The sequence below is a fragment of the Zestomonas ipomoeae genome (genome assembly GCF_057128665.1).
Genome location: NZ_JBSKHQ010000007.1, coordinates 76195 through 99173, shown reverse-complemented (window position 1 = coordinate 99173; position 22979 = coordinate 76195). Strand labels below are relative to the sequence as shown.

Sequence of the window (22979 nt, the reverse complement as noted above, 5' to 3'; positions counted from 1 at the left end):
GAGAGTTTCCTGAGGGTTGCGAGGGGCCTGGTGGCCCCCTTAAGGTGGCGGCCATTATACGAGGGCGCTTGCAATAAAGGAGCCGCCTGCAACAGCTTGTGAGGAAAGCCCATGGCCATCGCCTTGAATTCGTTGGTGGAAGAAGCCGATCGTTATTTGAACATCGCGCGCATCCAGGACTACTGTCCGAACGGTTTGCAGGTAGAGGGGCGGCCCCAGGTGCGCCGTATCGTCAGCGGCGTCACGGCCAGCCAGGCATTGCTGGATGCGGCAGTCGCGGCCGAGGCCGATGTCGTGCTGGTGCACCATGGCTATTTCTGGAAGAACGAAAACCCGTGCGTGGTCGGTATCAAGCAGCGCCGACTGCGTACGCTGCTGGTCCATGACATCAGCCTGCTGGCCTATCACCTGCCGCTGGACGTGCATCCGGAGGTGGGTAACAACGTGCAGCTGGCCCGCCAGCTCGGTCTCGTCGTCGAAGGGGCGCTGGAGCCGGACAACCCGCGCTCGGTCGGCCTGGTCGGTTCCCTGCACGAGCCCATGCAGCCCCGGGACTTCGCCCGGCATGTCCAGCAGGTTCTCGGCCGCGAGCCATTGTTGATCGACAGCGACCAGCCGATCCGACGCATCGCCTGGTGCACCGGGGCCGCGCAGGGCTATATCGATCAGGCAATCGCCGCCGGCGTCGACGCTTACCTGACAGGAGAGGTTTCCGAGCCCACGGTGCACAGCGCGCGGGAAAACGGCATCAGCTTCATCGCCGCCGGCCACCATGCCACCGAACGTTATGGCGTGCAGGCGCTGGGCGACTATCTGGCACGGCACTTCGCGGTCGAGCATCTGTTCATCGATTGCCCGAACCCCGTGTAGCACGGGCATAAATCTAGAACATTCTGGTCTAACAGGCCGCCTGATTAGAAGCAGGTGCTGTGCTAGAGTGCGCCCTCGTCTACGGCCCGCAGGCCGTCCATAAGCCATTCCGTGAGTAGCCATGGTCGACAAACTGACGCATCTGAAACAGCTGGAAGCGGAAAGCATCCACATCATCCGCGAGGTAGCCGCCGAGTTCGACAACCCGGTGATGCTCTACTCCATCGGTAAAGATTCCGCGGTCATGCTGCACCTCGCGCGCAAGGCCTTCTTCCCTGGCAAGCTGCCGTTCCCGGTACTGCACGTCGATACCACCTGGAAATTCCAGGAGATGTATCGCTTCCGCGAGAAGATGACCCAGGAAATGGGTCTGGACTTGCTGGTGCATATCAACCCGGACGGCCTGGCCCAGGGTATCAACCCGTTCACCCACGGTAGCGCCAAGCACACCGACATCATGAAGACCGAGGGGCTCAAGCAGGCTCTGAACAAGTACGGCTTCGACGCGGCCTTCGGCGGTGCCCGCCGCGACGAGGAGAAGTCCCGTGCCAAGGAGCGCGTCTACTCCTTCCGCGACAGCAAGCACCGCTGGGACCCGAAGAACCAGCGCCCGGAGTTGTGGAACGTCTACAACGGCAAGGTCAAGAAAGGCGAGTCGATCCGCGTGTTCCCGCTGTCCAACTGGACCGAGCTGGACATCTGGCAATACATCTACCTGGAGCAGATTCCGATCGTGCCGCTGTACTACGCCGCCGAGCGCGACGTGATCGAGAAGAACGGCACGCTGATCATGATCGATGACCAGCGCATCCTCGAGCACCTGTCGGACGAGGAGAAGGCCCGTATCCAGAAGAAGATGGTGCGTTTCCGTACCCTCGGCTGCTACCCGCTGACCGGCGCGGTGGAGTCCACCGCCACCACCCTGCCGGAGATCATCCAGGAGATGCTCCTGACCCGGACCTCCGAGCGCCAGGGGCGCGTCATCGACCACGATGCCGCCGGGTCGATGGAAGAAAAGAAACGCCAGGGCTACTTCTAAGGATTCCGCACCATGAGCCATCAATCCGAACTGATCAGCGAGGACATCCTCGCCTACCTGGCCCAGCATGAGCGTAAGGAGCTGCTGCGCTTCCTTACCTGCGGCAACGTCGACGACGGCAAGAGCACGCTGATCGGACGCCTGCTGCACGACTCGAAGATGATCTACGAGGATCACCTGGAAGCCATCACCCGCGACTCGAAGAAGGTCGGTACCACCGGTGACGACGTCGACCTGGCGTTGCTGGTGGATGGCCTGCAGGCCGAGCGCGAGCAGGGCATCACTATCGACGTGGCCTATCGCTACTTCTCGACCGCCAAGCGCAAGTTCATCATTGCCGATACCCCCGGCCACGAGCAGTACACCCGCAACATGGCCACCGGCGCTTCGACCTGCGACCTGGCGATCATCCTGATCGACGCCCGCTACGGCGTGCAGACCCAGACCAAGCGCCACAGCTTCATCGCCAGCCTGCTCGGCATCAAACACATCGTCGTGGCCATCAACAAGATGGACCTGAAGGACTTCGACCAGGGCGTGTTCGAGCAGATCAAGGCCGACTACCTGGCCTTCGCCGACAAGATCAGCCTCAAGCCGAGTTCGCTGCACTTCGTGCCGATGTCGGCGCTCAAGGGCGACAATGTCGTCAACAAGTCCGAGCGCTCGCCCTGGTACGACGGCCAGTCGCTGATGGAAATCCTGGAGACCGTCGAGGTCGCCGGTGATCGCAATTTCACCGACCTGCGTTTCCCGGTGCAATACGTCAACCGCCCGAACCTGAACTTCCGCGGCTTCGCCGGCACTCTGGCCAGCGGCATCGTGCACAAGGGCGACGAAGTGATGGCGCTGCCCTCGGGCAAGCGCAGCAAGGTCAAGTCCATCGTCACCTTCGAAGGCGAGCTGGAGCAGGCCGGACCGGGCCAGGCCGTCACCGTGACCCTGGAGGACGAGATCGATATCTCCCGGGGCGACATGCTGGTGCATGCCGACAATCGTCCGCAGGTGACCGATAGTTTCGACGCCATGCTGGTGTGGATGGCCGAGGAGCCGATGCTGCCGGGCAAGAAATACGACATCAAGCGCGCCACCAGCTACGTTCCGGGCTCGATCCCCAGCATCGTGCACCGGGTCGATGTGAATACCCTGGAGCAAGGGCCGGCCAGCAGCTTGCAGCTCAACGAGATCGGCCGGGTCAAGGTGGCGCTGGATGCGCCAATCGCCCTCGATGGCTACGAGTACAACCGCACCACCGGCGCGTTCATCGTCATCGACCGGCTGACCAACGGCACCGTCGGGGCGGGCATGATCATCGCCGACCCGGTGGGCGCGCAGGGCGCCGGCGGCCATCACGGCGCGTTGGCCCATGTCTCCACCGACGAGCGCGCCGCGCGTTTCGGTCAGCAGCCGGCCACTGTGCTGTTCACCGGCCTGTCCGGCGCCGGCAAGAGCACCCTGGCCTACGCCGTCGAACGCAAGCTGTTCGACATGGGGCGGGCGGTCTACGTGCTGGATGGACAGAACCTGCGCCATGACCTGAACAAGGGTCTGCCGCAAGATCGTGCCGGGCGTGCCGAGAACTGGCGTCGTGCGGCCCAGGTGGCCCGGCAGTTCAACGAGGCCGGGTTGATCACCCTGGCGGCCTTCGTCGCCCCGGATGCCGAAGGTCGCGAGCAGGCCAAGGCGCTGATCGGTGCCGAACGGCTGCTCACCGTCTATGTGCAGGCCTCCCCGCAGATCTGCCATGAGCGCGACCCGCAGGGGCTGTATGCGGCCGGGCAGGACAATATCCCGGGCGAGTCCTTCCCCTACGATGTGCCGCAGGGCGCCGATCTGGTGATCGACACCCAGGCGGTATCGGTCGAGGAGGGCGTCAAGCAGGTATTGGCGCTGCTGCGCTCGCGCGGAGCGATCTAAGCGTCTCGGGCGCATAAAAAAGCCCCGGCGAATGCCGGGGCTTTTCATTTCTAGCTGATCATTTGCTCTTCAGGCCGAAGTGCTCGTCCAGCGTGCCGGGAGTATTGCCGGCCTTGGGCGCATAGTCTTTCGGCGCCTCGGTGCTGGCCGGTGGCGTCAGGCGCTCGCGGGGCGGCTGGTAGCCGTCGTCGGCTTGCAGGGCAGCCAGCAGGCGCTCGCGGGTCAGCTCATCGAGCGCCAGGCGGTTGGCGCCCTCGGAGAGGTGCTGTTGCACGTCCTGATAGCTCTGCGTGAGCCGCTTCACCAGGTTGGCGGTCGTGTTGAAGTGGGTGACCACTTCGCTCTGATACTTGTCGAAGCGCTGCTGCATTTCGTCCAGTTGGCGTTGCGTCCGGGTGGGCGCGGCGTTGGGTAGCAGGCGGGCGGCCAGGAAACCGATGGCGGCGCCGGCAACCAGGGCGAGGGCCGGTAACAACCAGGCCGTAAGCGTCTGTTCCACGAGTCCTTCCTCTATAAACGGCTTTGCATTACGTTAACGGCTGACGTCCGCGCTGTATACCGCGGTGCGACGCCACATGTTGCGCTATGTGTGTCGAGCGGCCCCGCTCGCACAAGGCTTAAGCAAGACGAGTCGACCCCGCGTGGGGTCACGGAGTTTCCCTTTGTCCCGTGAAGTCCCCCTGTTGCTCGAGGGGCCGTGTGGCCCCATCGAAGCCCTGCACCTGGAACTGCCCGATGCCCATGGTCTGGCGCTGCTCTGTCATCCCCACCCGTTGTATGGCGGCACCATGCAGAACAAGGTGGTTGCTACCCTGCAGCGCGCCGCGCGCGACGCAGGGCTGTCGACCCTGCGTTTCAACTTTCGCGGTGTCGGCCACAGTGCCGGCAGCCACGATCAAGGGCGCGGCGAGATCGACGACGCCGAGGCTGCCGCGCGTTGGCTGCTCAAGCAGCAACCGGGCCTGCCGCTGAGCCTGCTCGGCTTTTCCTTCGGCTCCTGCGTCATCGCCTGTCTGGCTGGTCGGCTGGAGCAGCAGGGCGTGGAGTTGGATCGGCTGGTGATGGTGGCGCCGCCGGTGGAGCGTTTCGACGTCGAAGGGCGCCTGCCGGAGCGCTGCCCGCTGACGGTGATCCAGCCCGCCGACGACGAAGTGGTCACGCCGGCCAAGGTCTTTGCCTGGTCCCATGCCATGCAGCGTCCCCATGAGCTGTTGAAAGTGGCAGAATGCGGACACTTTTTTCACGGCAAGCTGACCGATTTGAAGGAATTGGTGCAGCCGCGTCTGTAACAGGCGCACGCCGGGCAGCGCGTCGCGAGCGATACGTCGGGACGTGGCAGGCCGGCGGCCATTCGATTTGCAGCTCGATAAGCGAACCGTCATGACCACGCGCATTCTTACCGGCATCACCACGACCGGCACTCCCCACCTCGGCAACTACGCTGGCGCCATTCGTCCGGCGATCGTCGCCAGCCGCCAGAGCGATGCCGATTCGTTCTACTTCCTTGCCGACTACCATGCCCTGATCAAGTGCGACGATCCTGCGCGCATCCAACGCTCGCGCATGGAGATCGCCGCCACCTGGCTGGCCTGCGGGCTGGACGTCGACAAGGCGACGTTCTATCGCCAGTCCGACATCCCCGAGATCACCGAATTGACCTGGCTGCTCACCTGCGTTGCCGGCAAGGGCCTGCTCAACCGTGCCCACGCCTACAAGGCGGCGGTAGATAAGAACCTGGAGAGCGGCGAGGACCCGGACGCCGGCGTGACCATGGGGCTATTCAGCTATCCGGTGCTGATGGCGGCGGACATCCTGATGTTCAACGCGCACAAGGTGCCGGTTGGCCGGGACCAGATCCAGCATGTGGAAATGGCTCGCGACATCGGCCAGCGCTTCAACCACCTGTTCGGTGCCGGCAAGGAGTTCTTCACCCTGCCCGAAGCGGTGATCGAGGAAGGTGTGGCGACCCTGCCGGGGCTCGATGGGCGCAAGATGTCCAAGAGCTACGACAACACCATCCCGCTGTTCGGCACTGCCAAGCAATTGAAGGATGCCATTGCGCGCATTGTCACCGACTCCCGCGAGCCGGGCGAGCCGAAGGACCCGGACAACTCTCATCTATTCACCCTCTACCAGGCCTTCGCCACGCCCGCGCAGCAGGCGGAGTTCCGCCAGCAGCTGCTCGACGGTCTGGCCTGGGGCGAGGCCAAGCAGCGTCTGTTCCAGTTGCTCGACAATGAACTGGGCGAGGCTCGCGAGCGCTACCACGCGCTGATGGAAAAGCCCTCTGATCTGGAAGATGTCCTGCTTACCGGCGCCGCCAAGGCGCGCAGGGTGGCCACCCCGTTCCTCGCTGAACTGCGCGAGGCGGTGGGGCTGCGCTCGTTCCGCAACCAGGTGCAGAGCGGCGGTTCGACGAAGAAGAAAGCCGGCAGAAGCGCGCGCTTCGTCAGTTTCCGTGAGCAGGACGGCAGCTTCCGCTTCCGCTTGCTCGCCGCCGATGGCGAGCAGTTGCTGCTATCGCGTCCCTTCGCCGACCCCAAGACGGCTGGCGTGGCGACGCAGCGCCTGATCGCTCAGGGCGCCGACGCGCTGGAGCTGCGCGAGGACGAAGGAGACCAGTTCACCCTCTGGCTGGACGGTCAATGCCTGGCCGACAGCCCGCCCTATGCCGATCCGGACGCGCTGGATGCCGCCATGCTGCGCCTGCGCGAAGCGATCGCCGAGCTGTCCGCCGGTCGCGATTGACGGATTGTCCGGCCAGGGAACGCCGCTTCGGCGGCGCTATCCAAGCTGGGCGGGCGCTGTATGCGACCCGCCGCGATGCTCCATTTCCGGCTCAGCGAGGGTGCCTTGATGAACGATACGAGCACATTGCCAACGGTGGAGGGCGCCGCTAAAGTGTCGGCCCCGTTTCACTACCCCGACCCCGCCATGACTCCCCTTGAGCGCTATCAGGCTGATCTGAAACGTCCCGACTTCTTCCACGATGCGGCGCAGGAAAATGCGGTGCGTCATCTGCAGCGCCTGTACGACGAGCTGCTGGCCGAGAGCCAGAGTCGTTCGGGCCTGCTCGGCAAGTTGCTGGGCAAGAAACGCCAGGAGCCGGTCAAGGGGCTGTATTTCTGGGGCGGCGTCGGGCGCGGCAAGACCTACCTGGTCGACACCTTCTTCGATGCCTTGCCGTTCCCGGAGAAGATGCGCACCCACTTCCACCGTTTCATGAAGCGCGTGCATGAGGAGCTGAAGTCCCTCAAGGGCGAGAAGAACCCGCTGCCGATCGTCGCCAAGCGGTTCGCCAACGAGGCGCGGGTGATCTGCTTCGATGAGTTCTTCGTCTCCGACATCACCGACGCGATGATCCTCGCTACGCTGCTCGAGGAGCTATTCAAGAACGGCGTCAGCCTGGTGGCGACTTCCAACATCGTGCCGGACGGCCTGTACAAGGACGGACTGCAGCGCGCCCGCTTCCTGCCGGCCATCGCGCTGCTCAAGCAGCACACCGATATCGTCAATGTCGACAGCGGCGTGGATTACCGGCTGCGGGCGCTGGAGCAGGCGGAGCTGTTCCACTGGCCGCTGGACGCCGAAGCCGAAGCCAGCCTGGAGAGCAGCTTCCGCAGCCTGTTGCCGGAGCACTGCTCGGTGCAGGAGAACGAGGCGCTGATGATCGAGAATCGGCCGATCAAGGCCCGCAAGGTAGGCGACGACATCGCCTGGTTCGAGTTTCGCGAGCTGTGCGACGGCCCGCGCAGCCAGAACGACTACATTGAGCTGGGCAAGATCTTCCACGCGGTGATTCTGGCCAACGTCGAGCAGATGAGCGTCACCACCGATGACATGGCGCGGCGCTTTATCAATCTGGTGGACGAGTTCTACGACCGCAACGTCAAGCTGATCATTTCCGCCGAGGTCGAGCTCAAGGACCTCTACGCCGGCGGCCGTCTGAACTTCGAGTTCCAGCGCACCCTCAGTCGCCTGCTGGAAATGCAGTCCCACGAATTCCTGTCCCGCCCCCATCGGCCCTGACGCAGGATGTGCGAAGGACTGCCGTTGGGCAGCCCTTTTCGTCTGAGCCCGATCAGTTCTGCGCCATCTGCCGCTCGTACTGCGCGAGCAACTTCTTGGCCTTGGCTACTTCCAGCGCTTCCATCGCATTGATCGGCTTGATCGTCGCGGCGCGTTTGAGGTGCTCCAGTGCCTTGTCTTGCTCGTCGTCGCCGTACACATAGGTCAATGCGTTGGCATATTCGTAATGGCCGATCGGCAGATCATCGGATAGGGCGAAGGCGCGGCTGAAATACTCCTCCATTTGCTCCGGGCTGACGCCATGGGTGACCCGCCCGACCAGCTTGCCCACCTTGCGTATCACGCCGGCCTCGTAGCCGCCGTACAGCGATAGGGCAAAGGGATGCTGCGGCTGCCGAGCCAGCAGGGCATCCAGTTCCTCCGGAATCTCATGGGTGTAACCGCGCTTGAGTACGGTGCCGATCGGCAGTTCCTCGCCCAGGCGGGCCTTGGCGTAGACCCGGCCGAACAGGGCCAGGGTATCGCTCTGCACCAGGTCGCCGGCCTTGTCGGTGTAGCTGATCACTTCTTCCAGCAGGCGATGCTTCTCGGCCTGATCCGGTGCAAGGAACATGGCGTAGACCACCTGGGCGAACATGGCTGGCACCTGGCCGCCTACCCCTAGTGCCAGCCCCTGGTGCTTGGCCTCGGCGAAGTCGCCGCGGAACAGCAGGCGCCAGACCTGCTGCAGTCTGCTCGCGTACTGCTCCGCGTCCAGCGTCTTGCCCTCCAGGCCCTGCAGGGCTTCGGGGTGTTCCTGGGCCATCTTGGCCACCCAGGCGGCATCGGGGAAGGGGTATTCCCCGCCGAAGCCGCGAGTCAGTCTCGGCCAGGCCTGGCGCAACTTATCGCCGGAGTAGTCGTAGGCGCCCTGTTCGAAGGGGAATGGCTCCCAGGCGGGTGCGGCGGTGACGCCGACGCTGAACAGCGCCAGCAGGGCTAGCAGGTATGCACGCATGATCGGACCTTGTTTTCTTGTTGTTGGATGGTGCCGATCATAGGGCGCTGCCGGCGCAGGAGAACCCATCCTAGGGATGGCCTGCCTCCTTGCGCTGGAACTGGCGGCGATACTGGTTGGGCGACAAGCCGGTGTGCTGGCGGAACAGGCGGGCGAAGAAGCTGGCGTCGTCGTAGCCCACTTCATAACTGATGGTCTTGATGCTCTTGCGGGTGGCCGAGAGCAGCCCCTTGGCGGTTTCGATGCGCAGGCGTTGCAGGTAGTGCAACGGCTTGTCGCCGGTCGCCGCCTGGAAGCGGCGCATGAAGTTGCGAATGCTCATGCCGTGTTCGCGCGCCATGTCCTCGAAGCGGAACTTGTCGGCGAAGTGTTCTTCCAGCCATTGCTGGATCTGCAGGATGCTCAGGTCCTGGTGCAGCTTCTGCCCGCCGAAGCCGATGCGCCCCGGTGTGTAGCTGCGCTGCACCTCATAGAAAATGTCGCGGGCCACGCCCTGTGCCACACCGGCGCCGCAGAAGCGCTCGATGACATAGATGTAGAGGTCGCTGGCCGAGGTGACGCCGCCTGCGCAGTACAGGTTGTCGGCGTCCGACAGGTGTTTCTCTTCGTTCAGCAGCACCTTGGGGAAACGCTCGGCGAATTCGCGGAAGAAGCGCCAGTAGGTGGTCGCCTCCTTGCCGTCGAGCAGGCCGGCCTGGGCCATCCAGAATACGCCGGTGGCCTCGCCGCAGATCAGGCTGCCGGCGGCATGGCGCTCGCGCAGCCAGGGCAGTACCTGGGGATGCCGGGCGCAGAGGGCATCGAAGTCGTCCCAGAAGGCCGGGAGAATGATGACTTCGGCTTCGCCCAGAGCGCTGTCGACCGGGATCGACACCCCGCTGAAGCTGTTCACCGGTTGGCCGTCGGGACTCACCAGAAGGATCTCGAAGGTCGGTGTCAGGCCCTGGCCCTGCTGCTTGCCGTAGCGCAGGCTGGCCATGTGGAAGAAGTCCTTGGCCTGCATCAAGGTGGAGGCGAACACGCCCTCGGTGGCGAGGATGCTGACGCGGTTGAGCGTAGGGGAGGTGGCGGCCATGTGGGGTTCTTGTCAGGGTAAAGTGGTCACAAAACGGCTGGATCGTCTTATTTTTTGGCGAATCTGTCCAGTGTGACCAAGCGTTTGCTTGGCTACAGTCGTCGCCTGCCAACCGTTGCCAACAATCAGGTGCCAGCATGATCCCCAGAACCCTGTTCAGCTCCGATCACGAACTCTTCCGCGACAGCGTGCGCAAGTTCCTCGAACAGGAGGCCGTGCCCCACCACGCGCAGTGGGAGAAGGACGGCCACATCGACCGGGCGCTGTGGAACAAGGCGGGCGAGGCCGGCATGCTCTGCTCGCACGTGCCTGAAGAGTACGGCGGCATGGGCGCTGACTTCCTCTACAGCGCGGTGGTGATCGAGGAGGTCGGTCGCCTGGGCCTGACCGGCATCGGCTTTTCGCTGCATTCGGATATCGTTGCGCCCTACATCCTGCATTACGGCTCCGAGGAGCAGAAACTCAAGTACCTGCCTAAGCTGGTTACCGGCGAGCTGGTGACGGCCATTGCCATGACCGAGCCGGGTGCCGGCTCCGACCTGCAGGGCGTAAAGACCACCGCGGTGCTGGAAGGCGACGAATACGTGATCAACGGCTCCAAGACGTTCATCACCAACGGCTGGCTGGCCGATCTGGTCATCGTTGTCGCCAAGACCGATCCCAAAGCGGGAGCCAAGGGCACCAGCCTGTTCCTGGTCGAGGCCAATGCTCCCGGCTTCGCCAAGGGCAAGCGCCTGGAGAAGGTGGGCATGAAGGCTCAGGACACCTCCGAACTGTTCTTCCAGGACGTGCGGGTACCCAAGGAAAACTTGCTCGGCCAGCCCGGCATGGGCTTCGCCTACCTGATGCAGGAGCTGCCGCAGGAGCGCCTGACCGTAGGCGTCGGGGCGCTGGCCTCGGCCGAAGCGGCGTTGCAGTGGACGCTGGATTACACCCGCGAGCGCAAGGCCTTCGGCAAGGCTATCGCCGAGTTCCAGAACACTCGCTTCAAGCTGGCAGAGATGGCCACCGAGATCCAGGTCGGGCGGGTTTTCGTCGATCGTTGCCTGGAGCTGCACCTGCAGGGCAAGTTGGATGTGCCCACCGCGGCGATGCTCAAGTACTGGGGCACCGACCTGCAGTGCAAGGTGCTCGACGAATGCGTGCAGCTGCACGGTGGCTATGGCTTCATGTGGGAGTACCCGGTGGCCCGCGCCTGGGCCGATGCACGGGTACAGCGCATCTATGCCGGTACCAACGAAATCATGAAGGAAATCATCGCCCGCGCCCTGTAAGGGATGGCGAACGGCATCGGGGCGGTGGCGTCTATTGAAGGTGTTTGCCCCCGGAGAAAACCCCATGCACGCCAGCGCCTCCCTTCTCGATCATTCGACCTTCGACGGCTGGGATGGCAGCGTCGCCGCGGCCCGCGTCCTACAGGTGGCGCTGGCCGAGCGGGTGCGCCTGGTCGATGACTTCCCGGCGCCGCAGGTGCTGGGCGGGGTGGATGTTGGTTTCGAGGAGGGTGGACGCATCACCCGGGCCGCCGCGGTGTTGCTGGATGCCGAGACCCTGCAGCCGATTGCCGAGGGGGTGGCGCGCGTACCCACCTCTATGCCTTATGTGCCGGGGCTATTGTCCTTTCGCGAACTGCCGGCGCTGCTGAAGGCGTTGGAGCAGCTGCCGCGCCTGCCCGATCTGTTGTTCTGCGACGGACACGGTATCGCCCATCCCCGGCGGCTGGGCATCGCGGCGCACCTGGGCGTGGTGGCAAACCTTCCCACCATTGGCGTGGCGAAGAAGATTCTCACCGGCAGCCATGACGAACTCGGGGCGCAGCGGGGTGATCACGTCGATTTGCGTGACAGGGCGGGCGAGGTCATCGGTCAGGTTCTGCGCAGCAAGCAAGGGGTACGTCCTCTGATCGTGTCGCCGGGCCATCGCGTCAGCATGGCCAGCGCGGTCGATTGGGTGCTGGCATGCACCACGCGCTACCGGTTGCCCGAGCCGACGCGGCTGGCCGACCGGCTTGCCTCTCGGCGCGACCTCAAGAAGAACGCCGGGCAGGCAGATCTGTCCTGAGTCCGCGCCGGTCCATCCTAGGGCGCCGGGTTGGGTTGGCTGGTATGGATCGCGTCGATGGCCTGTAGCAGATCCTCGTTCAGGCGCAGGGCGTTGCTTTCCAGGTTGCAGTCCAGTTGCTCCAGGGTCGTGGCGCCGATGATGTTGCTGGTGACGAATGGCCGAGAGGTTACGAAGGCCAGCGCCATCTGGGCGGGGTTCAGGCCATGTTCCCGCGCCAGGGCGACGTAGCGGGAGCATGCGGCCGTCGCCTGCGGGTTGGTGTAGCGGGAAAAGCGGCTGTACAGGGTGATCCGCGCGTTCGCCGGACGTGCGCCGTCTTCGTATTTGCCCGAGAGCATGCCGAAGGCCAGGGGCGAATAGGCCAACAGGCCGCAGTCCTCGCGCAACGCGATCTCCGCCAGGCCGACCTCGAAGGTGCGGTTCAGCAGGTTGTACGGGTTTTGGATCGAAACCATGCGCGGCCAGCCGCGGCTTTCCGCCAGTTGCAGGAACTTCATGGTGCCCCAGGGCGTCTCGTTGGACAGGCCGACATGGCGAATCTTGCCGGCCTTGACCTGCGCGTCGAGTACGGCGAGGGTTTCCTCCAGTGGCGTGAAGTCCTCCTCCTTGTGGCGGTAGCCGAGTTGGCCGAAGAAGTTGGTGCTGCGCTCTGGCCAGTGCAGCTGGTAAAGGTCGATCCAGTCCGTCTGCAGGCGCTCCAGGCTGGCATCGAGGGCTGCGACGATGTGCTCTCGGTTGTGCTTGAGACTGCCGCCGCGAATGTAACCGATGCCATTGCCGGGGCCGGCCACCTTGCTGGCCAGCACCCAGTCCGCGCGGCTGCCGCGTGCCTTGAAGTAATTGCCGATGAAGCGCTCGGTGGTGGCGTAGGTTTCCGCGCGCGGCGGCACCGGGTACATTTCCGCGGTGTCGATGAAGTTGATGCCCGCGGCGCGGGCGCGGTCGATCTGGGCGAAGGCGTCGGCCTCGCTGTTCTGCTCGCCCCAGGTCATGCTGCCCAGGCAGAGGCTGCTCACTTTCACGTCGGTGCGGCCCAATCGGCGGTAGTCCATCTATGCGTCTCCTGTGAAAAGCTTTCATCAAAGCAGGTTGCTATTTCCGTCGCAATCGGCATAATTCCGCAACTTTCTCGCCGGGGATGCCTAGCCCGTCGAAAAATCAGGTAGGGGATGCCAAGCCTACCGAACCCCTGCCGTGGCGGACGCGCTGACCCGAGCCCCCGATAGCGTCTGTTTCCGGCCGTCTTTGACTTGTCAAAGCAAGCACCATTCAGTAAGATTCGCCGTCTTATTTTCAGGGCGGCCCCTGAGGCTATAACGAATGAAGACTTTTACTGCTAAACCGGAAACCGTTAAGCGCGACTGGTATGTCGTCGACGCTGCCGGTCAGACCCTGGGTCGTCTGGCCACTGAAATCGCTAGCCGTCTGCGTGGCAAGCACAAGCCGGAATACACCCCGCACGTTGACACTGGCGACTACATCGTCGTGATCAATGCCGAGCAGGTGCGTGTAACTGGTGCCAAGACCACCGACAAAATGTATTACTCGCACTCCGGTTTTCCGGGTGGCATCAAGTCGATCAGCTTCGAGAAGCTGATCGCCAAGGCGCCTGAGCGCGTGATCGAGACCGCGGTCAAAGGCATGCTGCCGAAGAATCCGCTGGGTCGCGACATGTACCGCAAGCTGAAGGTGTACAAGGGTGCCGCTCACCCGCACACCGCTCAGCAGCCCCAAGAACTGAAGATTTAACGGAATAGTTCATTATGTCGGCGACTCAAAATTACGGCACTGGCCGTCGCAAGACTGCAACCGCACGCGTTTTCCTGCGTCCGGGTACTGGCAAGATCTCCATCAACAACCGCAGCCTGGATCAGTTCTTCGGCCGTGAAACCGCCCGCATGGTGGTTCGCCAGCCGCTCGAGCTGACCGAGAATGTCGAGAAGTTCGACATCTATGTCACCGTGCTCGGTGGCGGTGTCAGCGGCCAGGCCGGTGCGATCCGTCACGGTATCACCCGTGCCCTGATCGAATATGACGAGGCTCTGCGCAGCCCGCTGCGCAAGGCTGGTTACGTGACTCGCGATGCTCGCGAAGTCGAGCGTAAGAAAGTCGGTCTGCGTAAAGCACGTAAGCGTCCGCAGTACTCCAAGCGTTAATTCGCTACACTGCTACGCTTCGAAAAAGCGCCCAGTCTCCACCATGGAGCTGGGCGTTTTTTATGGGCGGTGGTTTTTCGTGCGACAACTTGCCGCAGTGCCAAATCCCGCGGCCGGCAAGGCTTGCGGGGTTTTTCTGAAGGGTAATTACCTTGTCAGAAAAGGGGGTTTTCTTTACCATTTGGCGAATTTTTTGCGCGGTTCGATTTTTACTTAGTAGAGGCCTGAACCAACAGGCCACAAAGCTGATGGGAGACGACTGAATGAGCAATGACGGCGTGAATGCAGGCCGACGTCGCTTTCTGGTGGCGGCCACTTCGGTGGTAGGTGCTGCCGGGGCGGTGGGTGCTGCGGTCCCGTTCGTGGGGTCATGGTTCCCGAGTGCCAAGGCCAAGGCCGCCGGTGCGCCGGTGAAGGTGAATATCGGCAAGATCGAGCCGGGCCAGCAGATGGTCGCCGAATGGCGCGGCCAGCCGGTCTTCATCGTGCGTCGCACCGAGGAGATCCTTGCGAACCTCGGCAAGGTCGCAGACAAGGTCGCCGATCCGGAGTCCAAGGAGTCCACTCAGCCGGAATATGTCGATCCCAAGTACCGCTCCATCAAGCCAGAAGTTCTGGTGCTGGTCGGCCTGTGCACCCACCTCGGCTGTTCGCCGTCGTTCCGTCCGGAAGTCGCTCCGGCGGATCTGGGTAGCGAATGGGTAGGCGGCTACTTCTGCCCGTGCCATGGCTCCAAGTACGATCTCGCCGGCCGTGTCTACAAATCGCAGCCCGCTCCCTTGAACCTGCCGGTGCCGCCGCACTCGTACGAGTCGGACAACGTGATCATCGTCGGTGTGGACCAGGAGAAAGCCTGATGAGCAAATTCATGGATTGGGTTGATGCGCGCTTCCCGGCGACCAAGATGTGGGAAGACCATCTCTCCAAATACTACGCACCCAAGAACTTCAACTTCTTCTATTTCTTCGGTTCGCTGGCATTGCTGGTTCTGGTCAACCAGATCCTTACCGGCATCTGGCTGACCATGAGCTTCACTCCGTCCGCGGAAGAGGCGTTCGCCTCCGTCGAGTACATCATGCGCGACGTGGAGTTCGGCTGGATCATCCGCTACATGCACTCCACCGGGGCTTCGGCGTTCTTCATCGTGGTCTACATGCACATGTTCCGTGGCCTGCTCTACGGTTCCTACCAGAAGCCACGCGAGCTGGTGTGGATCTTCGGCATGCTGATCTACCTGGCGCTGATGGCGGAAGCCTTCATGGGCTACCTGTTGCCCTGGGGCCAGATGTCCTACTGGGGGGCCCAGGTGATCATCTCCCTGTTCGGCGCCATTCCGGTGATTGGCGACGACCTGACCCAGTGGATTCGCGGCGACTACCTGATCTCCGGCATCACCCTGAACCGCTTCTTTGCCCTGCATGTAATCGCATTGCCGATCGTGCTGCTCGGTCTGGTGGTGTTGCACATCCTGGCGCTGCACGAAGTGGGCTCGAACAACCCACAGGGCGTGGATATCAAGAAGGTCAAGGATGAATCCGGCGTGCCGCTGGATGGCATTCCGTTCCACCCTTACTACACCGTGAAGGATATCGTCGGTGTGGTGGTGTTCCTGTTCGTCTTCTGCGCCGTCGTGTTCTTCTTCCCGGAAATGGGCGGTTATTTCCTCGAGAAGCCCAACTTCGAGCAAGCGAACGCGTTCAAGACTCCCGAACACATTGCGCCTGTCTGGTACTTCACCCCGTTCTACGCGATTCTGCGTGCGGTTCCGGACAAACTCATGGGCGTCATTGCCATGGGGGCGGCGATCGCCGTGTTGTTCGTGCTGCCCTGGTTGGATCGCAGCCCGGTCAAGTCGATGAAGTACAAGGGCTTGCTGAGCAAGATCTGGCTGCTGGTCTTCTGCATCTCCTTCGTCATCCTCGGGGTGCTCGGGGTATTGGCTCCGACTCCCGAGCGCACCCTGTTGTCGCGGGTGTGCACATTCCTGTACTTCGCCTACTTCATCCTGATGCCTTTCTACACCAGGATGGAAAAGACCAAAGCGGTTCCGGAAAGGGTGACTGGCTGATGAAAAAGCTATTTGCTGCAATTCTCTTCGCTGTTCTGCCGGCCTTCGCCTTCGCGAGTGGTGCAGAGGGCGTCCATCTGGATCACGTCGAGATCGACCTGACCGACAAGGCCGCCCTGCAAGACGGTGCTCGTACGTTCGCCAACTACTGCATGGGCTGCCACTCGGCGAAGTTCCAGCGTTACGAGCGGGTTGCCGACGATCTCGGTATTCCCCATGAGCTGATGCTGGAAAACCTGGTGTTCACCGGTGCCAAGATTGGCGAGCACATGAAGATCGGTATGCGCCCGGATGATGCCAAGACCTGGTTTGGGGCGGCGCCGCCGGATCTGACCCTGGTGGCACGTGTGCGTGGCAACGATTGGCTGTACAGCTATCTGCGTTCGTTCTACGAAGACCCTACTCGTCCGTGGGGCGTGAACAACAAGGTGTTCCCGAACGTCGGCATGCCGCACGTGCTGGCCGAGTTGCAAGGCCGCCAGGTGATCGGTTGCAAGCAGGTGCAGGTGGTGGAGAAGGGCAAGAAGCAGTTCGACCCGCTGACCGGCACTCCGATCACCCATGAGGCCTGCGACCAGCTCACCGTGCTGCCGAACACCGGCAAGCTGAGCGAGGCGGAGTACGACGAGAAGATCCAGAACCTGGTGACTTTCCTCGCTTACTCGGCCAACCCGGTGAAGCTGGAAAGCCAGCGTATCGGTACCTATGTGCTGCTCTATCTGGCCTTCTTCTTCGTGTTCGCCTATCTGCTCAAGCGCGAATACTGGAAGGACGTTCACTGATACGTAGCTGTTCCGTTGTCGACGCGCGCGCCCACTTCGGGCGCGCGCGTCTTTCTGTTTCCGCTAAGCGAGGAGGGACACCATGGGCGTGACCAACCGGTTGGCCTGTTATTCCGACCCCGCCGATCATTACTCCCACCGTGTGCGTCTCGTGCTCGCCGAAAAGGGTGTCGGCGCGGAAATCATCGATGTCGAGCCGGGTCGTTGCCCGGCCAGGTTGGCCGAGGTGAACCCCTACGGAAGCCTGCCGACGCTGGTCGATCGCGATCTCGCGTTGTACGAGTCGACCGTGGTGATGGAGTACCTGGAAGAGCGTTATCCCCATCCGCCGTTGCTGCCGGTCTATCCCGTGGATCGTGCCAACAGCCGCCTGCTGATCTACCGCATCCAGCGCGACTGGTGTGTGTTGGTCGATCGTATCCTGGCGCCGCGCAGCAAGGAGGCCGAGCGCGTCCAGGCCCGTAAGGAATTGCGCGAGAGCCTGGCCGGCGTATCGCCGCTATTCGTCGACAAGCCGTTCTTTCTCAGCGAGGAACTGAGCCTGGTCGATTGTTGCCTACTGCCTATTCTCTGGCGTCTGCCCGTGCTGGGTATCGAGCTGCCGAAGGCGGCCAAGCCGCTGCTCGACTACATGGACCGGCAGTTCGCCCGTGAGGCGTTCCAGGCCAGTCTGTCGGTCGTTGAGCGTGATATGCGCTAAAGCTGAAGGAGCTCCTTTTATGAAGTCCAGTCGCCCCTATCTGGTTCGTGCGCTCTACGAGTGGATCGTCGACAACGACTGCACCCCGCATCTGCTGGTGAACGCCGAAATGCCTGATGTACGGGTTCCGCCGGGTTATGCCAGCGATGGCCAGATCGTCCTGAACGTTTCGCCAAGCGCTGTGCGCAACCTGCATATGGACAACGAAGCGGTGAGCTTCGAGGGTCGCTTCGGCGGCGTTGCCCACAGTCTGTTCATCCCCAGTGCGGCCGTGCTGGCGATCTATGCTCGCGAGAATGGCCAGGGCATGGTCTTCGACCTGGAGCCGCCAATGCTCGGGGATGAGGATGAGCCCGGCCCGGACGACGATGGTCCTTCCGGCGATGGGCCCAGGCGCCCGACCGGGCGTCCCAGTCTCAAAGTCGTCAAATAGCGGTATACAAGCAACGAAAAAGGGCGCCTTGGCGCCCTTTTTCGTTTGTCGGGGTCTTCAGTTGGTGTATTCGAAGAGTTTGACGATCTTCTGCACGCCCGAAACGCCCTGTACGAGGTAGGTGGCGTTCTTCGCTTCCGCGCGAGTCACCAGTCCCATCAGATAGACGATGCCGTTCTCGGTCACGACCTTGATCCGTGAGCCCGGTACGCCGGTATCGGCGAGCATCTGGGTCTTGATGCGGGTGGTGAGCAGTGAGTCGTTGCTGCGTGCCGCCAGCGAGCTGGGTGCGAGGGTCTGCAATTCGTTGTGTACGACCCTGACTCCCTGCACGCTGCGGGCGATCTGTCCGGCCTTTTCCTTGAGCTCCCCGCTCGGGGTCTGCCCGGCGAGCAGGACCACGCCGTTGTAGGCGGTTACCACGATATGCGAGGTCGGGCTGGTGAGGTCAGGGTGACCCTGTGAGATCTTGCGGGCGACGGCTGGCTCGAGGAACTGGTCGTCAATCTTGTTGCCGATGCTGCGGTTGCCGCAGCCGCCGAGCAGGAGCAGGGTGGCAAGGATGGCAACGAAAAGCGGAAAACGCTTCATTCTTCACTCCCGAACAATTGGCTATCGATCTGATCGCACAGGCAGTGGATGGTCAGCAGGTGCACTTCCTGAATGCGCGCGGTGACCTTGGAGGGCACGCGAATTTCCACGTCCTCCGGCAGCAGCAGCGAAGCCATGCCACCGCCGTCGCGGCCGGTCAGGGCGACGACGACCATTTCGCGGTCGTGGGCTGCCTGGATCGCCTGGATCACGTTGGCCGAGTTGCCGCTGGTGGAAATCGCCAGCAGTACGTCGCCCGGCTGGCCCAGGGCGCGGATCTGCTTGGAGAACACTTCGTTGTAGCTGTAGTCGTTGGCGATCGACGTGATGGTCGAGCTGTCGGTGGTCAGGGCGATAGCAGGCAGGCTCGGCCGCTCGCGCTCGAAGCGATTGAGCAGCTCGGAGGAGAAGTGCTGGGCATCGCCGGCCGAGCCGCCGTTGCCGCAGGTGAGAATCTTGCCTTCGTTGAGCAGGGCGTGGACCATCACCTGGCTGGCCTGTTCGATGAATGGCACGAGAACGTCCATGGCCTGTTGCTTGGTATCGATACTGGCCTGGAAAAGCTGGCGGATACGAGATTGCATGTCCATCAGGGAATGACCTTCAGTAGGGCGGCAGAAGCCGCTGGGCAAAGCGGAGACAAGGTGGCGACGCGGAGTCAGGTATCAAAGGCGTTCTGTATCCAGTTCAACTGCGGCGGTGCGTTGCTCGAGGGGCTGAGGGCCACCACGTCGAAACGGCATGGATGCTTGGCCCAGCGGGGTTCCTGCTGCAGGAACTGCGCCGCGGCGCTGGCAAGCTTGCCGCGCTTGCGCGCGTCCACGCTCTCCAGTGCGCCGCCCCAGGCGGCATGCCGCCGATAGCGGACTTCGACGAATACTACTGTATCGCCGTCGAGCATGACCAGATCGAGCTCGCCGCGCCGGCACAGCCAGTTCTGTGCCAGCAGGCGCAGGCCCTGGCGCTGCAAATGCTCGCGCGCCAGGGCTTCGGCATCCCGTCCGCTGGCCTGCCGATCCATCAGGGCGCCGTGTCGGGCAGGCGCTGCACCTGGCCGTCGTGGAACTCGGCCCATGGCAGCTGGCGTTGAATGCGCTGGCTCGGGCTCAGGCTGAGGGTGCCGGAGAGCCCGTCCAGGCGTGTGCTCGGCAGGGCCTTGAGCTGACCCAGGCGCGGCGCCAGGCGATAGGCGTCGGCGCCCATGGCATACAGGCGGCCCAGGCTGCCGCCGGCCTGCGGCCACTGGTCGATGACCTGCTGGCGCAGCGGCTCGTCGGCGTTCAGCAGCCAGGGTGTATCGCAGAAGCGAATGCCTTCCAGGTCCAGGTACTGGGTCTGGGTACCGCTGGCAGTATACAAGTGCGAAGTGGCATACACGGGAACGTCGCCGGCGTACTGGAAAGCCAAGGTAGGCTTGATCTGCTGTGCTTGTTGCGGGGTGGCGGCGAGGAAGATGAAGTCGACGTCCTGGCGGCGGGTCGGCTCGGCGGCGACCTTGACGCCCAAGGTGTTTCGCAGGCGCTTGGCGCGCGCCTCGCTCTGCCGCAACTGGAACAGGTCGGCGATCTGCTGGGCGAGTTGCACCGGTTGGTCGACGTGCTCGGCGGCGATCAGGCTGCCGCCAGCGCCTTGCCAGCTTTGCCGAAAGGCCTCGAGGACGCGGTCGCCCCATTCTCCGCGCGGCACCAGCGCGACGGCGCGGCGCATGCCATCGGCCCAGGCGCGACTGGCGACCTCCCGGGCCTCGTCTTCTGCAGCGAGGCCAAACTGGAAGAGTTGACCCGGCCCCTCTTGGCCAGCGTCCGAGTAGTTCAGCGCCAGGGTGGTGATGGGAAGCTGCTCGCGTTCGCTGAGCTGCTTGACCAGCGGCTTCTCCAGCGGGCCGACGACTAGCTGAACGCCGGCCGCCTGAGCCTGGCGGTAGAACTCGTCCATCGACGTCAGTTGCGAGCTGTCGTAAAGCTCGATGGCAGGAGCCTGGCCGTTTTGCTGGGCTTGGTAATGAGCGGCGAGGAAGCCGTCGCGCAGCGCGCGGGCGACGGTGGCCAACTGGCCTTCCTGGGGTAGCAGCAAGGCAATGCGGGTCAGCGGCTGGGACGCCAGCTTTTGCAGGTCTTGCAGCGGCTGCGGTAGCTGCTGTGCGGCCGGGTGCTGGGGATGTTGCTGCTGCCAGGCTTCGATCGCTGCTTGCTGCTGGGTGATCGTGCCTGCGCTCTTGGAGGCGCGCGCCAGCTCCAGCCAGCCGGAAAGGTCGGCGTCGCCGTTGCCCTGCAGTTGCCCGTTTGGCAGTGACGAAACCAGCGACCAGATGGCTTCGTGGTTGGCACGGGCGACTTCGCCCTCGAGCAGCGGGGCGATATAGATGCGCTCGCGCGCCGCGGCGAGGGTCTGGCCATCGGCCTGCAGGGCGTGGGCACGGGCCAGCTGGGTGCGGATCTGCTGGGCTACTGGCAGTTCGACCAAACGCTCCAGGCTGGGGTGGCTTAGGGCCAGTAGCGCGCCCTTGGCATTGTCGCGGCTTAGCGCCAGTTCGGCGGCAAGCGTGCTGGCGAAGATCTGCTGGGCGGGCTTGAGGGTTTCCATTTGCACTTGGTCGAGAATGCGGGCGGCGCGGGCCAGGTCCTTCTGCTGGTAGGCCTGGTCGGCGGCCGACAGGCGCAACAGCGCTGCCTCTTCGGGCTCGCTGGTGGAGGCCTGCTGCAGCTGCTGGTCGATGCTGGCCTGGGGCGTGCGTGGCAGCTCGCCGAGATTCGAGGTGGGCGTGGTACCGCAAGCGGCCAGCAGAGCGGCGAAGCAGAGGGCGGAGAGCGGACGCAGGCTGGCGATCATGTAAGCGTTCCTGATACCTGGGCAAATTGAGTTGCGAATTGTACCCAAGGCCTGGCGGGGGTGCGATGTCGTCGGTGCGAAACGGGCTACAATGCGCGCTTTCGTCGATTCGAGGTGCCCGCCGTGGCTGCTTCCGGTGCTTCCCATACTCCTGTTGGCACGCTGTACGTGGTCGCGACGCCGATAGGCAATCTGGACGACATGAGCGCGCGTGCACTCAAGGTATTGGGTGAGGTGGCGCTGATCGCCGCCGAAGATACCCGTCACTCGGCGAGGTTGCTGCAGCACTTCGGCATCACCACGCCTCTGGCGGCCTGCCATGAGCACAATGAGCGGGATCAGGGCGGGCGTTTCCTGGCGCGTCTGCAGGCGGGCGAGCATGTGGCGCTGATTTCCGATGCCGGCACACCGCTGATCTCCGACCCAGGTTTTCACCTCGTGCGGCAGGCGCGTGCCGCCAATGTGCCGGTGGTGCCGGTGCCGGGGCCTTGCGCCCTGATCGCTGCGTTGTCGGCGGCCGGGTTACCGTCCGATCGGTTCGTCTTCGAGGGCTTCCTGCCGGCCAAGACGGCTGCCCGTCGAGCACGGCTGGAACTGATAAAGGAAGAAGCGCGCACGCTGATCTTCTACGAGGCGCCCCATCGCATTCTGGAAAGCCTGGAGGACATGCGGGCGGTGTTCGGCGAGCAGCGCCCGGCGTTGTTGGCGCGTGAACTCACCAAGACGTTCGAGACGCTCAGGGGGTTGCCGCTGGCGGAACTGTGCGCCTGGGTGGCGTCCGACAGTAACCAGCAGCGCGGCGAGTGTGTGGTGCTGGTGGCTGGCTGGCAGGCTCCGGACGGGGATGCGGCTGTCAGTGCCGAAGCCTTGCGGGTGCTGGACCTGTTGCTCAAGGACTTGCCGCTCAAGCGGGCGGCGGCCCTGGCTGCGGAGATCACCGGGGTGCGCAAGAATTTGCTCTACCAGGCGGCGCTGGAGCGTAGCAAGCCTGAAGCATGACTTGCGCCAGTGCCGTCGCGCCGTTAACCTTCGCGGTGGAGAGTCGATCGGACAGTCGCTGTCTTCCTTTGCTCTGCAAAGGGGGAGGGAGGAAAGTCCGGGCTCCATAGGGCGGAGTGCCAGGTAACGCCTGGGAGGCGTGAGCCTACGGAAAGTGCCACAGAAAATAACCGCCTAAGCGCGCAAGCGCCGGTAAGGGTGAAAAGGTGCGGTAAGAGCGCACCGCACGGCTGGCAACAGTTCGTGGCTAGGTAAACCCCACTCGGAGCAAGACCAAATAGGGTTCCATTGGCGTGGCCCGCGCTGGAACCGGGTAGGTTGCTAAAGGCATGCAGTGATGTATGTCGTAGAGGAATGACTGTCCTCGACAGAACCCGGCTTACAGATCGACTCTCCACCTCTTCCCTTCCTGCGCTTCACCTTCGAATCCCTC

General features: G+C 63.3%; 24 protein-coding genes and 1 other RNA gene. 17 read left to right on the top strand and 8 right to left on the bottom strand.

Features of this window, described 5'->3' with window-relative positions:
* Window positions 1–111: 111 nt before the first annotated feature.
* The 3 genes from ACWKV7_RS10440 (at window position 112) to cysN (ending at window position 3823) form a co-directional block, all read left to right on the top strand.
* Window positions 112–870: a Nif3-like dinuclear metal center hexameric protein gene (locus ACWKV7_RS10440; RefSeq protein WP_483857594.1), complete on the top strand. Its 759-nt coding sequence runs from the start codon at window positions 112–114 to the stop codon at window positions 868–870.
* A gap of 121 nt (window positions 871–991) precedes the next feature.
* Window positions 992–1909, top strand: a complete 918-nt coding sequence (cysD, locus tag ACWKV7_RS10435; RefSeq protein ID WP_483857593.1) for a sulfate adenylyltransferase subunit CysD — start codon at window positions 992–994, stop codon at window positions 1907–1909.
* 12 nt (window positions 1910–1921) lie between these two features.
* The gene (gene cysN / locus ACWKV7_RS10430) at window positions 1922–3823 is read left to right on the top strand and encodes a sulfate adenylyltransferase subunit CysN (RefSeq protein ID WP_483857592.1); all 1902 of its coding nucleotides are present in this window, start codon (window positions 1922–1924) and stop codon (window positions 3821–3823) included.
* Window positions 3824–3881: 58 nt separating this feature from the next.
* On the opposite strand, the gene ACWKV7_RS10425 is transcribed toward cysN, so the two are convergent.
* The gene (locus ACWKV7_RS10425) at window positions 3882–4322 is read right to left on the bottom strand and encodes a Z-ring associated ZapG family protein (RefSeq protein ID WP_483857591.1); all 441 of its coding nucleotides are present in this window, start codon (window positions 4320–4322) and stop codon (window positions 3882–3884) included.
* A gap of 163 nt (window positions 4323–4485) precedes the next feature.
* Between ACWKV7_RS10425 and ACWKV7_RS10420 the strand changes: the two genes are divergently transcribed.
* From ACWKV7_RS10420 to zapE, 3 genes are all read left to right on the top strand, one after another.
* Entirely contained in the window at window positions 4486–5112 is a 627-nt protein-coding gene (locus ACWKV7_RS10420) for an alpha/beta hydrolase (RefSeq protein WP_483857590.1), read from the top strand.
* A 91-nt stretch (window positions 5113–5203) separates the two neighbouring features.
* Window positions 5204–6571 (top strand): tryptophan--tRNA ligase, encoded by a 1368-nt coding sequence (locus tag ACWKV7_RS10415; RefSeq protein WP_483857589.1) that lies wholly within the window; start codon window positions 5204–5206, stop codon window positions 6569–6571.
* Window positions 6572–6757: 186 nt separating this feature from the next.
* Entirely contained in the window at window positions 6758–7852 is a 1095-nt protein-coding gene (gene zapE / locus ACWKV7_RS10410) for a cell division protein ZapE (RefSeq protein WP_483857588.1), read from the top strand.
* Window positions 7853–7904: 52 nt separating this feature from the next.
* Here the strand turns inward: zapE and ACWKV7_RS10405 are convergent, their stop codons facing one another.
* Both ACWKV7_RS10405 and ACWKV7_RS10400 read right to left on the bottom strand, forming a co-directional pair.
* Window positions 7905–8849: a hypothetical protein gene (locus ACWKV7_RS10405; protein WP_483857587.1), complete on the bottom strand. Its 945-nt coding sequence runs from the start codon at window positions 8847–8849 to the stop codon at window positions 7905–7907.
* A 70-nt stretch (window positions 8850–8919) separates the two neighbouring features.
* Complete coding sequence (locus ACWKV7_RS10400) at window positions 8920–9924, bottom strand: GlxA family transcriptional regulator (RefSeq protein ID WP_487249208.1); 1005 nt, start codon at window positions 9922–9924, stop codon at window positions 8920–8922.
* Window positions 9925–10061: 137 nt separating this feature from the next.
* Here ACWKV7_RS10400 and ACWKV7_RS10395 point away from each other — a divergent pair, with 137 nt between their 5' ends.
* Both ACWKV7_RS10395 and nfi read left to right on the top strand, forming a co-directional pair.
* A complete protein-coding gene (locus tag ACWKV7_RS10395; RefSeq protein ID WP_483857586.1) occupies window positions 10062–11198 on the top strand; it encodes an acyl-CoA dehydrogenase family protein in 1137 nt (378 codons plus the stop codon).
* A gap of 64 nt (window positions 11199–11262) precedes the next feature.
* Window positions 11263–11985 carry a deoxyribonuclease V gene (gene nfi, locus ACWKV7_RS10390; protein ID WP_483857585.1) on the top strand — a complete coding sequence of 241 codons (723 nt, stop codon included), beginning with the start codon at window positions 11263–11265 and terminating at the stop codon, window positions 11983–11985.
* Between the two features lie 17 nt (window positions 11986–12002).
* Here nfi and ACWKV7_RS10385 read toward each other — a convergent pair whose 3' ends face one another.
* Window positions 12003–13040: an NADP(H)-dependent aldo-keto reductase gene (locus ACWKV7_RS10385; RefSeq protein ID WP_483857584.1), complete on the bottom strand. Its 1038-nt coding sequence runs from the start codon at window positions 13038–13040 to the stop codon at window positions 12003–12005.
* A 268-nt stretch (window positions 13041–13308) separates the two neighbouring features.
* Between ACWKV7_RS10385 and rplM the strand changes: the two genes are divergently transcribed.
* The 7 genes from rplM (at window position 13309) to ACWKV7_RS10350 (ending at window position 18127) form a co-directional block, all read left to right on the top strand.
* On the top strand, window positions 13309–13737 hold the full coding sequence (gene rplM, locus ACWKV7_RS10380) for a 50S ribosomal protein L13 (protein WP_483857583.1): 429 nt from the start codon (window positions 13309–13311) through the stop codon (window positions 13735–13737).
* A 14-nt stretch (window positions 13738–13751) separates the two neighbouring features.
* The gene (gene rpsI, locus ACWKV7_RS10375) at window positions 13752–14144 is read left to right on the top strand and encodes a 30S ribosomal protein S9 (protein WP_483857582.1); all 393 of its coding nucleotides are present in this window, start codon (window positions 13752–13754) and stop codon (window positions 14142–14144) included.
* A gap of 263 nt (window positions 14145–14407) precedes the next feature.
* Window positions 14408–15001: a ubiquinol-cytochrome c reductase iron-sulfur subunit gene (gene petA, locus ACWKV7_RS10370; RefSeq protein ID WP_483857581.1), complete on the top strand. Its 594-nt coding sequence runs from the start codon at window positions 14408–14410 to the stop codon at window positions 14999–15001.
* Window positions 15001–16212, top strand: coding sequence for a cytochrome b (locus tag ACWKV7_RS10365; protein ID WP_483857580.1), 1212 nt, complete (start codon window positions 15001–15003; stop codon window positions 16210–16212). Before petA ends, ACWKV7_RS10365 begins: the two co-directional genes overlap by 1 nt.
* Window positions 16212–16994, top strand: coding sequence for a cytochrome c1 (locus tag ACWKV7_RS10360; RefSeq protein WP_483857579.1), 783 nt, complete (start codon window positions 16212–16214; stop codon window positions 16992–16994). Before ACWKV7_RS10365 ends, ACWKV7_RS10360 begins: the two co-directional genes overlap by 1 nt.
* An 82-nt stretch (window positions 16995–17076) precedes the next feature.
* Window positions 17077–17694 (top strand): glutathione S-transferase N-terminal domain-containing protein, encoded by a 618-nt coding sequence (locus ACWKV7_RS10355; RefSeq protein ID WP_483857578.1) that lies wholly within the window; start codon window positions 17077–17079, stop codon window positions 17692–17694.
* Window positions 17695–17713: 19 nt separating this feature from the next.
* Window positions 17714–18127 carry a ClpXP protease specificity-enhancing factor gene (locus tag ACWKV7_RS10350; RefSeq protein WP_483857577.1) on the top strand — a complete coding sequence of 138 codons (414 nt, stop codon included), beginning with the start codon at window positions 17714–17716 and terminating at the stop codon, window positions 18125–18127.
* Window positions 18128–18184: 57 nt separating this feature from the next.
* Here the strand turns inward: ACWKV7_RS10350 and ACWKV7_RS10345 are convergent, their stop codons facing one another.
* From ACWKV7_RS10345 to ACWKV7_RS10330, 4 genes are all read right to left on the bottom strand, one after another.
* A complete protein-coding gene (locus tag ACWKV7_RS10345; protein WP_483857576.1) occupies window positions 18185–18718 on the bottom strand; it encodes a BON domain-containing protein in 534 nt (177 codons plus the stop codon).
* Window positions 18715–19308 (bottom strand): phosphoheptose isomerase, encoded by a 594-nt coding sequence (locus tag ACWKV7_RS10340; protein ID WP_483857575.1) that lies wholly within the window; start codon window positions 19306–19308, stop codon window positions 18715–18717. Before ACWKV7_RS10340 ends, ACWKV7_RS10345 begins: the two co-directional genes overlap by 4 nt.
* 68 nt (window positions 19309–19376) lie before the next feature.
* The gene (locus ACWKV7_RS10335; RefSeq protein WP_483857574.1) at window positions 19377–19739 is read right to left on the bottom strand and encodes a YraN family protein; all 363 of its coding nucleotides are present in this window, start codon (window positions 19737–19739) and stop codon (window positions 19377–19379) included.
* Window positions 19739–21547, bottom strand: a complete 1809-nt coding sequence (locus tag ACWKV7_RS10330) for a penicillin-binding protein activator (RefSeq protein WP_483857573.1) — start codon at window positions 21545–21547, stop codon at window positions 19739–19741. The genes ACWKV7_RS10335 and ACWKV7_RS10330 overlap by 1 nt, the downstream gene beginning before the upstream one ends.
* Window positions 21548–21670: 123 nt before the next feature.
* On the opposite strand from ACWKV7_RS10330, the gene rsmI reads away from it, so the two are divergent.
* Together rsmI and rnpB are read left to right on the top strand one after the other, a co-directional pair.
* Window positions 21671–22546 carry a 16S rRNA (cytidine(1402)-2'-O)-methyltransferase gene (rsmI, locus tag ACWKV7_RS10325; RefSeq protein ID WP_483857572.1) on the top strand — a complete coding sequence of 292 codons (876 nt, stop codon included), beginning with the start codon at window positions 21671–21673 and terminating at the stop codon, window positions 22544–22546.
* A 39-nt stretch (window positions 22547–22585) separates the two neighbouring features.
* Window positions 22586–22944: RNase P RNA component class A (rnpB, locus tag ACWKV7_RS10320), an RNA gene on the top strand.
* The last annotated feature ends 35 nt before the right edge of the window (window positions 22945–22979 follow it).